This window comes from Alteromonas sp. ISO5 (assembly GCF_058105165.1).
Genome location: NZ_CM176572.1, coordinates 1,208,248 through 1,221,675, shown reverse-complemented (window position 1 = coordinate 1,221,675; position 13,428 = coordinate 1,208,248). Strand labels below are relative to the sequence as shown.

The window sequence follows — 13,428 nt, the reverse complement described above, 5'->3', positions numbered from 1 at the left end:
TCTATTGAACACCAAGAGCGGCATGTTTTTGTTCATACATGAGCATGTCTGCAGCATGGAGCAGTAACGCCAGGTCGCTGTGTGGAGTATCAATAATCTGGGCTCCCACACTGGCCGACACCCGGATATGCTGGTCATCAACTTTTATTATCAGATCGTTCAAACGCTCCGCCACGCGCTGCTTAACCCGTTCTGCAATAGTGCGGTTGTGACAATGGCTCATCACCACAAACTCGTCGCCACCGAGGCGACCAACAATATCCTGTGCCCGCGACTGACTGTTAAGAATTTTGGCCAGTATCACCAATACCTGATCGCCTACCCGATGCCCGTAGGTGTCGTTAATTTGCTTAAAGTCATCCATATCGATAAACAACAATAACAACACGCCGCCCTCTTTACTGTGGCTTGTTAACATCTTTTGTGCCGACTCTTCCCAGCCACGACGATTTAATACCGGGCACAGTGGGTCACTTGAGGCAGCGTAATATGCCCGCATTTTGTCAGACTGAAGACGTTTGACGCGCTCCGACGCCGCGATAGCTAACAACAGGGCTTCCAGGGTTACTGCCATAATCAACGCGTAACGATGGAGGAATTCGCTGACATTGGGTAACGACACTCTGAATAACATGGCGGCGAGTAATACCAGCAAAGCAATCAGTACCCAACCAGCACCATGCACTTTACGTAACAAGGCGTAGAGGGTGGCCAGAGTGACAGCCGCCATACCGAATAAGGTTACCAGTCCCATTAACTGATTAGCCGTGGCGTGCAAAGGTGCGACAGGCAATGCAGCGATAAAACCGAGTACCAGCACAATCATTCCGCTGTAAAGGATAGTCAGGTATTCCCACCGTTTCAGTATCAGGCGCAGGTCGAGCAGTATTGTGATGAAGCGCAGCGCTGTATAAACGGTGATACCGGCGAAAATGGCTTTAATCTGGTGGCTGTGTAGCCAATGCACAGCAGGGAACAAAATGCGTAGCACGCCTTCCTGCAGCACAAAGAAAAAACCGGCACTTAAAATATAGCCACTATAAGCGTAAAACCCTGCATTACGCAGGCTACGACCGAGGATCCCTACATAAATGCAAAGCGCGATGCAAAACCCACCAAAGGCGCTAATGGTTAAAATGTGCAGGTTGTTGTCATGCTGAAACGTACTGAGGTCGCGAAGCGACATTCTGACTTTGCTGATATGATCAGATTCGGCTGTCAGGGTAAACTGATAAACACCCTCCGGCAGCAGGTAGGCAGCTCTGGCGCTGGTTAGAGGCGAGATAGTGACATCCTGAGCGGTATACACAGAGGGCTTGTACAGGGCGTCCAGGGGAAAGCTCAGTACCTGGGCGTGTGCTAACTGGCAACGAAACTGGATATCGTTTAAGCCGAGAGTGATGTCTACCGGATGTTGTATTGACTGAGCTCGGGGAGTAATAATCTGACAGTCGGCGTAACCCGGCGACGAAAATAACATCATCAGCATCACGACAATATAAAATCCGTTAAAACGCCACATATCCAGCTTCACAACTTAACAACCTGCTACCAAAAAGTTCGATTATTTATCCGTTTAAAGTCCGTGATCCCACGGTATTGATTACTTTACGCGCACTCTAGAGCTCTGTGAATCAAAAAAAGGTTATGCAGGTATTTATTTTGATTAATGTTGGGAGGCGCGCTTCGTCAGTCGCCTCCAATAATTTGTACCTGAGCGAGGTCCGTGTCGCCTTTTATTACCTTGTAGATAGCGTCCTGGATAAGGGTTCGCATTCCATCCTGCATAGCCTGGGCTTTCATCTCGGCAACCGAAGCCTCCTTATAAACCAGCGAGCGTAGTGCTGGTGTCATGCCCAGTAACTCGTGTACACCGGTCCGACCCCGATAGCCGGTATCGCCGCAGTCGTCGCAGCCCTTGGCCTGGTAGATTTCAAGATTATCAGGAAGGTTAAGTTCGTCGATATACTCTTCGCCGTACTGGCGTTTGATAAAGGCCATATCAGTATCTGATACCGGGTGCTTTTCCTTACAGCTACTGCATAAGGTTCTGATTAGGCGCTGCGCGAGTATGCCCACACAGGCGTCAGAGAAGTTAACCGGATCGAGCCCCAAATCCAGTAAACGGGTAATCGTTTCCGGTGCAGAGTTAGTGTGCAGGGTAGATAAAACCAGGTGACCGGTTAATGAGGCCTCAATACCAGCGTGAGCGGTTTCTTTATCCCGCATCTCACCAATCAAAATAATATCCGGGTCGGCTCGCAAAAATGCCCTGAGTGCATTGGCAAACGTAAAGCCAATTTTCGGACTTACCTGCACCTGCTGTAAGCCAGGCTGAGTGATTTCTACCGGGTCCTCGGCTGTCCAGATTTTCTTTTCCGGTGTATTCAGGTAACCGAGAATTGCGTGCAGCGTGGTGGTTTTACCCGAACCGGTAGGTCCAACAACCAATAATATGCCGTGCGGTTTTTTGATCATTTCCTCGAGCCGGGTCAAATTATTCGGCGCGACATTCATTTTGTCCATGGGCATGGCACCGCCAGATGCCAGGATCCGCATAACCACCCCTTCACCGGCTACGGTTGGAATGGTAGCAACCCGCACTTCCACTAACTGACCACTCATTCTGAATGCCAGCTTGCCGTCCTGAGGCACGCGTTTTTCGGCGATGTTCAGGTTAGACATAATTTTAATCCGCGCAATCACCGCACTATGGTGAGAGGCCGGCACTTGGTTGATATCACGACACACCCCGTCGATCCGCATACGAACCCGGGTCGGGCCACTTTTTTCCGGGTCGATATGAATATCTGAGGCATTGAGGCGCTTGGCGTCGTGCAAAATACGGCTTACCAGTCGTACCACTGCCGGTGCATCATCGGAAAGTTCATCAACCCCCTCCTCTGACTCCTCAACCGAAGTACCGATTTCATCGAGGATCTCACTCATTTCGCCCGGGGCACCGCCGCCTGCTGAGTCTCCGAGGTACTGCAGAATATGGTTAGGCAGGCCTACCGCAATGTCGTAGCTGTCGATACCCAGCGCGCTTTCAATTTCCATTAGCAAAGACGCATTATTGGGCTCAGCCATCAACACAATGGGCTTATCGTGGGCGTCGGCAATCACAGCCACAAAATTACGTTTCAGATAAGACGTATTAAGACGGCTTTCACTTTGATAAACATGGTATTTCTCAGGATCAAAGCCGATGTATGGCACCTGATAGTGAATCGACAATGAGGTGCCCAGCTTACCTTCGTTAATGCGGTATTCCGACATTAACCTCTGTACCATCTGACGTATATCGCTGCTGGTTTCCTGAAGCTCCGTGAGCGCTTTCTCACTGAGCAGGTTTTCGTGCAGTAAAAGATCAAAGGGGTTTTGAGTGCCCCCTAGTTCGTATCGGAACTTGGTACCCAGAATGTCATTCAGTTGCTGCGCAAGCTCCATGTCACGGTTGGTGAATGGCCCGTTATTTTTATTGATAATCTGGAAAACGCCCATGATTACACCGGCATTCAGAATCGGCACACACAGAATACTGCGGGTTCTGAAGTCGCTGCTTTTATCAAATCGGTCGGCAAAGCGCAGGCGTGGGTGAATAGCCGCGAGCTCTTCCTGATCATAGGGGTCAGAGATGATTAAGGGGCGTTGCGACAAAGCGACATACCCGGCAATCGACAACGGGCTGATTGGCACCTTAATTTCCGTTGACTCTTTACCGGTTTTAAACCGGGCGACTAAATCCTGGTGCTGCCGACGACGCTGAAAGATACTCATGCGTTGAGCATCAAATAAACCGAGTATAAGGGGTTCTAGCTCTTTGTAGGCATCTAACAACGTCGGCTTTTTCTCAAGCACCGTGTTGATTTTATCGAACACCAACTGGTTTTCATTTATCTCTGACATATTCTACTACAAATTAGTAAGCTGTTACTCACAGGGCAGGAAACACATGCGGCTGTGACGAAGTATAATATTAATATATATCACCTTATACCCTCTGACCTAATGCAGCAATACTGCAAAAGGTACAGGTGGTAAAAGTCGGTGCAGGTCAGGTTATTTACTGATTCTGCTCAGGCGATGCCTTGAGTTGTTCCTTCAGTGTTACACTAAAGTGAAAATCACCGATTTGCATTATGTGGTACTGCGGCTGTCTATAATTTACTTCCAACGCCTGTAGGTGATCACGTAGAGTCATCTTTTTATCTTTGCCAGTGGGTCCCAAATCTTCAACATTTATCGGATACCAGCTTTTATTGCTGCGCGTATACAGGGTGGCATCTACCAGATAGTTAGTTTCCAGCATTAGCAGGTAATCGGTTGCGTTGTCGCCATCAGGATCGACTGCCAGCAGGTATAGATGCTCCGCCTGACGCAACAGGTAGTTACTTTTGGTCAGGTCGTCGTATATGACATCAGCGAGATCAGAGGGCATTTCGCAGTTGTTGAGACATTCAATACTGTTGATCACCATTAGCTTGTCCTGCTCAGGTTCGATGGCATCTTCCTGATAGGCGCGCGAAAGCCTTAGCGCCAGCGTTGGATGACTGTCGCCATAGGTTTGCTTAAGTTGCTCAATGGCAAGGTAGCCAGGCAAAGCGAGCTGATGGGCAAAGTATTGTATGTCGATGTCCTGCAGTTCGGTTTGTCCGGATTCGATACGGGCTAACTGGTTGTTAACCGTTAATTTGCGTAAATCTGCAAACGGACTGTTAACCAGTACAAGCACCAGCATAAGCAGCCAGCCCATCCCGACATTAATGCGCCCAAGACCGGCTATCCAGTCGTCTTTGTAGCGGACTATACAAGTCAGGTAGCCAAGGGAGAAAAGCGCCAGAAACAGCCACACAATCATGCCCCAGTAACGACTTACTGACCAGCCATACTGCTCCACTCTTAAGGACAGGCCATAAAATACCAGTGCGCTGTAGACAGGTAACAACAGTATGCCGAGATAGATAAACCGGTGTACCAAAGGCGAGTAAGGGCGTTCAGTTGCATCGCCCTGATAGACGCTGTTTAGCGCAAACAGCAGGCAGGCCTGCATCCACAGAATGAGATAACTGCCAGGTCCTTTTTCCCATAGCGGCGACAAACCGGTAAACGGTAATGCAAGCAGGAAAATGACTGAAACAAAGACCAACAGAACTAACAGGTACTTGAACAAAGCCTGCTGTAATTGCTTGATGGTATCGACGATGACGCTGAGCCGGCGAATAAGCACTACTCCTAATGCCAAAGCCAGATTAAGCGCGGGATAATAAAACCATTTCTCCTGAAACAGCTGGTCAAAGAAGTCGATATTTATCACCGCGAATAATCCGGCCCACAGCATTAAAATGCCCCATGCAACCAGCGTAAAGGCAATAGCCAGCCCGAGAGTGAGCAGGTTCCGCCATGAATAGTGAAATAACTGGGGGTAAGTAAAAGGTTCGTTTGCGGTTTTCACCTGCACATACATCAATGCTTTGAAAGTGAGTAAAGCTAAGGTGAATGTCATGGGCCCAAGCAACGTATCCAGCCGCGAAGGTGAAGCTGGGATAGCCTGGCCGCCGGTGTAGTAGGCGAGCAGTGAACAAAGCAAGGCGAAAGGAGCAATATAGGTGACAATTTTTACCTTATTGAGCTCGTTAACCCCCAACAGGTACATACCTGGCCCAATAATGACCAGGGCGTAAGCGGCAAACAGCCACTGGGGCGCTGTCGCTGGCCAGAACGCAAAGTCAATGGACTGATGTAGCAGTAAAAGGGCCAGTCCCTGAAGCAGGGCAACAAGCAGCATCAATCGGGTGGGGTAGCGTAGTTCTTCCATAAATAAAATCGCCTGATTGTTTTACCAATTAAACTACAGTAGTTTTATGAATTGGTGAAAATTAAATAAAGAGAATAGCTTATGCCCGGTACAGAACGTTCATTAACGTTACGCTTTTTGGCAGAACCTGCGGATGTCAACTTCGGTGGTAAGGTCCATGGCGGCGCAGTAATGAAGTGGATTGATTTGAGTGCCTACGGCTGTGCAGCGGGGTGGAGTGGTAAGTACTGTATTACGGCTTATGTGGGCGGTATGCATTTTGTTAAACCGATTCTGGTAGGGAATATCGTGGAAGTGGAAGCGAAGGTGATATATACCGGGAAAAGCTCCATGCATATTCGTATTCTGGTACGTGCCGGCGATCCGAAAAGCAGCGAACGTGAACTCTGTACTCACTGTATTGCAGTGATGGTAGCGATGGATGAAAATGGTAAACCTTCATCTGTTCCGGACTGGGTGCCACAAACCGAACAGGACAAGCGACAGCGGGACTCGGCGTTAACGCTTATGGCAATGCGCGATCAGATTCGGGAAGAAATGACGACCTACGTGGATAATTAACGTATGCACATTATTCCACACGACGAATAATACCGGTTGACGGAACCGGGTATTGTGTCATGCTCAATAAGTGAGCGATTAATGCTGGCAGAATGGCCGGCCAGGTTAAGACAGTTTGAAGTTAAAGTGTTTCGTTTTCCCGAACAAATTACTGCTGAGTATTTTGGCTTTGCTGACGTTATTTATTGTCAGTTCCGGTGCGAGTGGTATCGACTGGCCTGAAGATAAAGCAAAACTGCTTAATGGAATAAACCACCATCCTACCGATGTCATCAGTACTATTGATTCCCGCCTGGCTGATACCTCTCTCTCGGTTCATGAGCAAGCGCAGTATCACTATATACTTAGTGATGCGTATTACGCGCTATTTCTGGGCGATGAGGCGCTGGTAGCCGCAAAAAAAGCCCTGTTACTGGCCCAGAAAACAGAAGATTCAGCACTGGTGCAGGCTTGCAACATCAAGGTTGCAAGGGCTTATGACACCATGGCCGACCCATCTCCGGGTATTGACTATGCACAACGAGCACTAGTCTGGGCGGTTGATAATGAATCGACCTCGGTAATGATTGAGGCGTTGATCGCGCTAGGCTCCATTAATCTGACCACGGTCAATCTGGTTGAAGCGCTTGACTACTTTACTCAGGCTTATCGAATCGCTCAGCAAGAACAGGAGAGTGAGCTGACCGCGGTTGCCCCGCATATTGCCTCCTTCATAGCGCTGGTATACGAAGCTCAGGAAAAACCCCGATTGGCTATCCCCTATTTTGAAGAATCCGCACAGTACTATCGACAAACGGATAATCTGATTGAACTGTCTAACTCCCTGTATGGCCTGGGCCTCGCTCACGGCAAAATCCATCGGCTTGATAAAGCGGTTGATTACTTCAATGAAAGCATGGCCATATCTGTGGAAATTGGTGATAAACAAGGTGAGGCATATACAACTCAGGCGCTGTTTGACGTGATGTTATCGAGTAACGATGAGCACAGCAGTGAACAGCTCGCCCAGCTTATGCCAATGCTGAATGAAGCTATCGACACTTTTAAGCAAAGTAATAACGTACATTTACAGGTTGGTGCGTTACTGATTAAGGCCAGGTGGCTGGAGCAAAATGCGCTTATTGAACAGGCGTACGAGGTGACTGAGCAGGCTGAAGAACTCATTGCAGAGCACGGTATTACCCTTCATAAGGCTACGGCCTTGCTGTTGAAAGCGAGGCTTGATGCTGCTTCCGGGAATTACGCTAGCGCTTATCATACCTTGCAAGCTGCCCGGGATGAGGAAATAAAACGTAGAAAAGAAGCGGATGAAGAACGCTTTCAGCAGTTACGGGCAGGTTTTGAGCTGGACCAGAAGGAATATGAAAACCGTTTGCTGGTGGAAACCAATGCCCGGCAAACGGCTGAGCTGGCCATTAATAAACGTGATCAGACCATTGTTGCACTGGTAATCGCGGTGCTGGTGGTGATGTTTATGGCTATTGTGTTTATGTATTTCAGTATTAAACGTCAGCACCAACAGCTGGAAAAACTGGCTCAAACTGATGAACTCACGGGTCTGTATAACCGCCGTCAGACCTTTTTGTTACTCGAGCGTGAGAAAAAGCTGGCCGTCAGACAAAATCAACCGCTGAGTGTTGCCATTGCAGACCTGGACGATTTTAAATATATCAACGATACCTATGGACATCAGGTAGGGGATGAGGTGCTTAAGCATGTCGGGGAGCGCATAAAACGTGATTTCCGTAATACCGACATCATTGGACGGATTGGTGGTGAAGAGTTCTTATTTGTGTTTCCGGCGGCAGCTTGCGACGAAGTAGCGGTTGCTCTCAGGCAGTTCATGGATGAATGTAAGGTGTTGCCAGCAGCACTTGCAGCGTATCCTGATATCAGGGTGGCCTTTTCTATTGGGCTGGTGGACGCCAAAGACAAGGAGTCTGTGACCCATACCCTGTCACGGGCGGATAATCTGATGTACCAGGCAAAAGCCAATGGTAAGGACCAAGTGGTTCATTAAGTTGAGAAACATAGGTAAACGAAGTGAGGTAACTAACAGGGTGATACCACATACCCTGTTTAAATTACGTTCACCTGCTGTACTTTATTACTAGATGACTCAGTAAGTAAAATACCGTAATAATGCTAAACACAGGAAGCAATTGATGCTTTTCGACAAACGTTAAGCAAAACAGAATCGCACTTACGAAAGCGGAAAACGCGATGCCAATTGCTAAGGTACTTAAGTGAGGCGCTATAAGTACTTCTTTGACATTTTCCATGTAAAACCCTTAGCTTTACTCTGGATCATACGCAGTGGCAATCGCGATACCTGAGCTGATGATTGATGCGCCTAAAAGTATCCCCATTCCCACAGGCGTTAGTGCCGCTGCTGATGTAATGGCCGTAAATAGGAAACCGCCAGCACTGGCTAGTGAGCCCCCATAGATAGCGTCTTCAGAAACTCCACCTGAGACTGCATCCAGTTCTTGTATACTAAGTTCTTTCATATGTTAATCCTCGTAAAAATTTAGCAGTTGCGCTGATCAACGCAAATAAATGGTACGACTAAAAAAGCTCCCTCACTACTGGACATTAGGCGGTTTTGCCATATGGAAAAGACAAGAATTATGAGTGCATGATTTACTGAGACTGATCCGAACCACGAAGTTTCCATCAGAGATGCATCATTTCTGTACAAAAAGTGTAATGCGATGTTGCATTAGTTCGGTAACTCTGTATAATTCGCGCCCACTTGCCCCGTACATATGTACCCAGGGCATGGTTTCAGCCGCAGCCACACTGCTTTTAGGGTGGTCGCCAAAGCAACGTCTGAAGACGCGGCGGGAGTGTTAGAAACAAAGAACAAGGTTCCAATTGGGAACCACTGGTTTATACGCACATCTTTTCGTCCCAAGAATAAAAGGGAGTGAGAAGATGATTTTTTTGTTCTTTCGATTGGAGCTTAATCGATGCCAAATCAAAGAATTCGTATTCGTTTAAAAGCGTTTGATCACAAGTTGATCGATCAGTCTACGGCTGAAATCGTTGAAACGGCGAAACGTACTGGTGCTCAGGTCAGCGGTCCAATTCCACTGCCTACTCGCAAAGAACGCTATACAGTTCTGATTTCTCCGCACGTTAATAAAGACGCGCGTGATCAATATGAAATCCGTACTCATAAGCGTTTGGTAGACATCATTGAACCAACTGACAAGACCGTTGACGCGCTGATGCGTCTGGACTTGGCTGCTGGTGTTGATGTTCAAATCAGCCTGGGCTAACAAGAGAGGGTAATAACAATGGCGATTGGTCTAGTCGGTCGTAAAGTGGGTATGACTCGCATCTTCACTGAAGATGGCACGTCGATCCCTGTGACTGTTATTGAAGCGACCCCTAACCGTGTTACTCAGTTACGCACTGATGAAACTGACGGTTATCGCGCACTGCAAGTTACTGCAGGTACCAAAAAAGCGAACCGCGTAAACAAAGCTTCAGCAGGTCATTTTGCTAAAGCTGGTGTTGAAGCTGGCCGTGGTCTTTGGGAATTCCGCCTGGAAGATAACGAAGGTGCCGACATCGAAGTAGGCAGTGAAATCACTGTTGAAATCTTCAACGACACCAAGAAAATTGACGTCACTGGTACGTCTAAAGGTAAAGGTTTCGCAGGCGCTATCAAGCGTTGGAACTTTTCTGCTCAACGCGCAACTCACGGTAACTCATTGTCTCACCGTGCACCTGGTTCAATTGGTCAGAACCAATCTCCAGGTAAAGTATTCAAAGGCAAGAAAATGGCTGGTCAGCTTGGTAACAAGCAAGTCACCACTCAGTCTTTGGAAGTTGTACGTATTGACGTAGAAAACAGCCTGATCCTGGTTAAAGGTGCCGTACCTGGCGCAACTGGCGGCGACGTTGTCGTAAAGCCAGCTGTTAAAGCGTAACGTCTGGGAGTTGAACTGATGGAATTAACATTGAAAGACGCGCAAAGCGCTCTTGAAGTATCCGAAGCGACCTTTGGACGTGAATTCAACGAAGCCCTGGTTCACCAGGTCGTTGTAGCTTACGGCAATGGTGCTCGTCAGGGTACTAAAGCACAAAAGACACGTTCTGAAGTACGTGGTGGCGGTAAGAAGCCATGGCGTCAAAAAGGTACTGGTCGTGCTCGTGCCGGTACTATCCGCAGCCCAATCTGGGTTGGTGGTGGCCGAGCATTTGCTGCCAAGCCTCGTGACTTTGATCAAAAAGTTAACAAGAAAATGTATCGTGGTGCGATTAAGAGCATCCTGTCTGAACTGGTTCGCCAAGACCGTCTGGTTGTGGTTGAGAAGTTCGGTGTTGACACACCTAAGACTAAAGCTCTGATTGCTAAGCTGAACGATCTGGAATTAAACGATGTGTTAATCGTGACGCCAGAAGTTGAAGAAAACCTGTTCCTTGCTGCGCGTAACCTGTACAAGGTTGACGTACGTGATGTAGCTGGTATCGACCCGGTCAGCCTGATTGCATTTGAAAAAGTACTTATCACTGCTGATGCAGTGAAACAACTTGAGGAGGCGTTAGCATGAAAGAAGAACGTCTACTAAAAGTGCTTAAGGCACCACACGTTTCAGAAAAGTCTACCATGGCTGCTGAAGCGGGTAACACAGTTGTATTTAAAGTAGCTAAAGACGCGAACAAAGCTGAAATCAAAGCAGCAGTTGAGAAACTGTTCGAGGTTGAAGTGGATTCGGTTCGTACTGTTAACGTTAAGGGTAAAACCAAGCGTCACGGTATGTCTTTCGGTAAACGCAGCGACTGGAAAAAAGCGTATGTAGCGCTTAAAGAAGGTCAGGACATCGACTTCGTCGGTGGTGCTGAGTAAGAAGGGGATTAGAAATGCCATTAATGAAAGCTAAGCCAACTTCTGCCGGTCGTCGTCACGTCATCAAGGTTGTTAATCCTGACCTGCACAAAGGCGCACCATATGCACCTTTGCTGGAAAAGAATGACAAAACTGGCGGCCGTAACAACAATGGTCGTATTACTACACGTCACATCGGTGGTGGTCACAAACATCACTACCGCGTAGTTGACTTTAAACGTAATAAAGACGGCATCCCAGCGAAAGTTGAGCGTTTAGAATATGATCCTAACCGTTCTGCAAACATTGCTTTAGTACTGTATGCAGACGGTGAGCGTAAATACATTCTGGCACCAAAAGGTATTCAGGCGGGTGACGCAATCCAGTCTGGTTCAAATGCGCCTATCAAAGCGGGTAACGCTATGCCTATGCGCAACATGCCTGTTGGTACCATTGTACACGCGATTGAAATGAAGCCTGGTAAAGGTGCACAAATTGCACGTTCTGCCGGTGCTAACGCACAGATCCTGGCTCGTGACGGTAACTACGTTACTTTACGTCTGCGTTCAGGCGAAATGCGCAAAGTATTATCTGATTGCCGCGCCACCATTGGTGAAGTAGGTAACGCAGAGCACATGCTTCGTTCATTAGGTAAAGCTGGTGCCAGCCGCTGGCGTGGTGTTCGTCCAACCGTTCGTGGTGTTGTAATGAACCCGGTTGACCACCCACACGGTGGTGGTGAAGGTCGTACTTCTGGCGGTCGTCACCCAGTAACTCCTTGGGGTGTTCCTACTAAAGGTAAGAAAACCCGAAGCAACAAGCGTACTGATAAGCTTATCGTACGTCGTCGTAACAAGTAATAGCGAGGATTCACCATGCCACGTTCTCTCAAGAAAGGTCCATTTATCGACCTTCACTTGCTGAAGAAGGTAGAGGCTGCAGTGGAAAAGAACGAACGTAAACCAATCAAAACCTGGTCTCGTCGTTCTATCATCATCCCAGATATGATTGGGTTGACCATTGCAGTCCATAACGGCCGCCAACATGTACCTGTCATCGTGAGTGACGAAATGGTCGGCCACAAGTTGGGCGAATTTGCGCCAACGCGTACTTACCGCGGCCATGTCGCGGATAAGAAAGCTAAACGTTAAGGGGTAGGAAGATGGAAGCATTAGCTAAACACCGTTTTGCCCGCACGTCGGCTCAAAAAGCACGCTTGGTTGCGGATCAAGTTCGCGGTATGCACGTAGAAAAAGCACTTGAGCTTTTAACGTACAGCCCTAAGAAAAGCGCTGCGCTGATTAAGAAAGTATTGGAATCAGCAATCGCTAACGCAGAGCATAACGAAGGTGCAGACATTGATGAACTGCACGTCGCTAAGATCTTCGTTGACGAAGGCCCAACTATGAAACGTATCAAGCCACGAGCCAAAGGCCGTGCGGATCGTATCTTTAAGCGTAGCAGTCACATCACTGTGGTTGTAGCGGATAACTAGGAGTAGATAATGGGACAGAAGGTACATCCTACAGGTATACGCCTGGGTATCAGTAAACCATGGACTTCTACCTGGTACGCTAATACCGCAGATTATGCAGATAACCTGTACAATGACCATCAGGTACGTCAGTACCTGACTAAACAACTGAAAAACGCTTCACTGTCTAAAATCGTGATCGAGCGTCCTGCTAAGAGTATCCGTGTGACTATTCACACTGCTCGTCCAGGTGTCGTAATCGGTAAGAAAGGCGAAGACGTTGAAAAGCTGCGTAACTATGTATCTAAGCTGGCCGGTGTGCCTGCGCAGATCAACATTGCTGAAGTACGCAAGCCGGAGCTGGATGGTCAGTTGGTCGCTGACAGTATTTCAAGCCAGCTGGAACGCCGTGTCATGTTCCGTCGCGCGATGAAGCGTGCGGTTCAAAACGCAATGCGCCTTGGCGCAAAAGGTATCAAAGTAGAAGTTAGCGGCCGTTTGGGCGGAGCAGAGATTGCACGTTCTGAATGGTACCGTGAAGGTCGTGTTCCTCTGCACACTTTCCGTGCGGACATCGATTACGCGACCTCAGAAGCTGCTACTACTTACGGTATCATCGGCGTTAAAGTATGGATCTTCAAAGGTGAAGTGTTAGGCGGATTGCCTACAACACAAGAGCCGGCAGCGCCAGCTCAACCTAAGAAGAAAGGCCGCAACGCTAAGCGAGAGGGCTAA

At 48.1% G+C, this 13,428-nt stretch carries 14 protein-coding genes; 10 read left to right on the top strand and 4 right to left on the bottom strand.

Going from position 1 to position 13,428, the window contains the following annotated elements; all coding sequences use genetic code 11:
* Position 1: 1 nt before the first annotated feature.
* The 3 genes from AC2T0J_RS05515 to AC2T0J_RS05505 form a co-directional block, all read right to left on the bottom strand.
* A complete protein-coding gene (locus tag AC2T0J_RS05515) occupies positions 2 to 1,534 on the bottom strand; it encodes a sensor domain-containing diguanylate cyclase (RefSeq protein ID WP_489809151.1) in 1,533 nt (510 codons plus the stop codon).
* 155 nt (positions 1,535 to 1,689) lie between these two features.
* The gene (locus AC2T0J_RS05510) at positions 1,690 to 3,909 is read right to left on the bottom strand and encodes a GspE/PulE family protein (RefSeq protein ID WP_489809150.1); all 2,220 of its coding nucleotides are present in this window, start codon (positions 3,907 to 3,909) and stop codon (positions 1,690 to 1,692) included.
* A 157-nt stretch (positions 3,910 to 4,066) separates the two neighbouring features.
* The gene (locus tag AC2T0J_RS05505; protein ID WP_489809149.1) at positions 4,067 to 5,818 is read right to left on the bottom strand and encodes a DUF4153 domain-containing protein; all 1,752 of its coding nucleotides are present in this window, start codon (positions 5,816 to 5,818) and stop codon (positions 4,067 to 4,069) included.
* Between the two features lie 81 nt (positions 5,819 to 5,899).
* Here AC2T0J_RS05505 and AC2T0J_RS05500 point away from each other — a divergent pair, with 81 nt between their 5' ends.
* Positions 5,900 to 6,379 carry an acyl-CoA thioesterase gene (locus AC2T0J_RS05500; protein WP_489809148.1) on the top strand — a complete coding sequence of 160 codons (480 nt, stop codon included), beginning with the start codon at positions 5,900 to 5,902 and terminating at the stop codon, positions 6,377 to 6,379.
* Between the two features lie 115 nt (positions 6,380 to 6,494).
* Positions 6,495 to 8,399, top strand: coding sequence for a tetratricopeptide repeat-containing diguanylate cyclase (locus AC2T0J_RS05495; protein ID WP_489809147.1), 1,905 nt, complete (start codon positions 6,495 to 6,497; stop codon positions 8,397 to 8,399).
* Between the two features lie 277 nt (positions 8,400 to 8,676).
* Here the strand turns inward: AC2T0J_RS05495 and AC2T0J_RS05490 are convergent, their stop codons facing one another.
* Positions 8,677 to 8,889, bottom strand: a complete 213-nt coding sequence (locus AC2T0J_RS05490) for a bacteriocin (protein WP_489809146.1) — start codon at positions 8,887 to 8,889, stop codon at positions 8,677 to 8,679.
* Between the two features lie 462 nt (positions 8,890 to 9,351).
* Here AC2T0J_RS05490 and rpsJ point away from each other — a divergent pair, with 462 nt between their 5' ends.
* From rpsJ to rpsC, 8 genes are read left to right on the top strand one after another with little or no spacing between them, the layout of a single operon-like run.
* Positions 9,352 to 9,663, top strand: coding sequence for a 30S ribosomal protein S10 (rpsJ, locus tag AC2T0J_RS05485; RefSeq protein WP_010179497.1), 312 nt, complete (start codon positions 9,352 to 9,354; stop codon positions 9,661 to 9,663).
* Positions 9,664 to 9,681: 18 nt separating this feature from the next.
* The gene (gene rplC, locus AC2T0J_RS05480) at positions 9,682 to 10,320 is read left to right on the top strand and encodes a 50S ribosomal protein L3 (protein WP_105935534.1); all 639 of its coding nucleotides are present in this window, start codon (positions 9,682 to 9,684) and stop codon (positions 10,318 to 10,320) included.
* An 18-nt stretch (positions 10,321 to 10,338) separates the two neighbouring features.
* Positions 10,339 to 10,944, top strand: coding sequence for a 50S ribosomal protein L4 (gene rplD, locus AC2T0J_RS05475; RefSeq protein ID WP_489809145.1), 606 nt, complete (start codon positions 10,339 to 10,341; stop codon positions 10,942 to 10,944).
* The gene (gene rplW / locus AC2T0J_RS05470) at positions 10,941 to 11,240 is read left to right on the top strand and encodes a 50S ribosomal protein L23 (protein WP_105935536.1); all 300 of its coding nucleotides are present in this window, start codon (positions 10,941 to 10,943) and stop codon (positions 11,238 to 11,240) included. The genes rplD and rplW overlap by 4 nt, the downstream gene beginning before the upstream one ends.
* A 14-nt stretch (positions 11,241 to 11,254) precedes the next feature.
* The gene (gene rplB / locus AC2T0J_RS05465) at positions 11,255 to 12,079 is read left to right on the top strand and encodes a 50S ribosomal protein L2 (RefSeq protein WP_489809144.1); all 825 of its coding nucleotides are present in this window, start codon (positions 11,255 to 11,257) and stop codon (positions 12,077 to 12,079) included.
* Positions 12,080 to 12,094: 15 nt separating this feature from the next.
* A complete protein-coding gene (rpsS, locus tag AC2T0J_RS05460; protein ID WP_070177558.1) occupies positions 12,095 to 12,370 on the top strand; it encodes a 30S ribosomal protein S19 in 276 nt (91 codons plus the stop codon).
* Positions 12,371 to 12,381: 11 nt separating this feature from the next.
* Positions 12,382 to 12,714, top strand: a complete 333-nt coding sequence (rplV, locus tag AC2T0J_RS05455) for a 50S ribosomal protein L22 (protein ID WP_489809143.1) — start codon at positions 12,382 to 12,384, stop codon at positions 12,712 to 12,714.
* A 9-nt stretch (positions 12,715 to 12,723) separates the two neighbouring features.
* Positions 12,724 to 13,428 carry a 30S ribosomal protein S3 gene (gene rpsC, locus AC2T0J_RS05450; protein WP_487120861.1) on the top strand — a complete coding sequence of 235 codons (705 nt, stop codon included), beginning with the start codon at positions 12,724 to 12,726 and terminating at the stop codon, positions 13,426 to 13,428.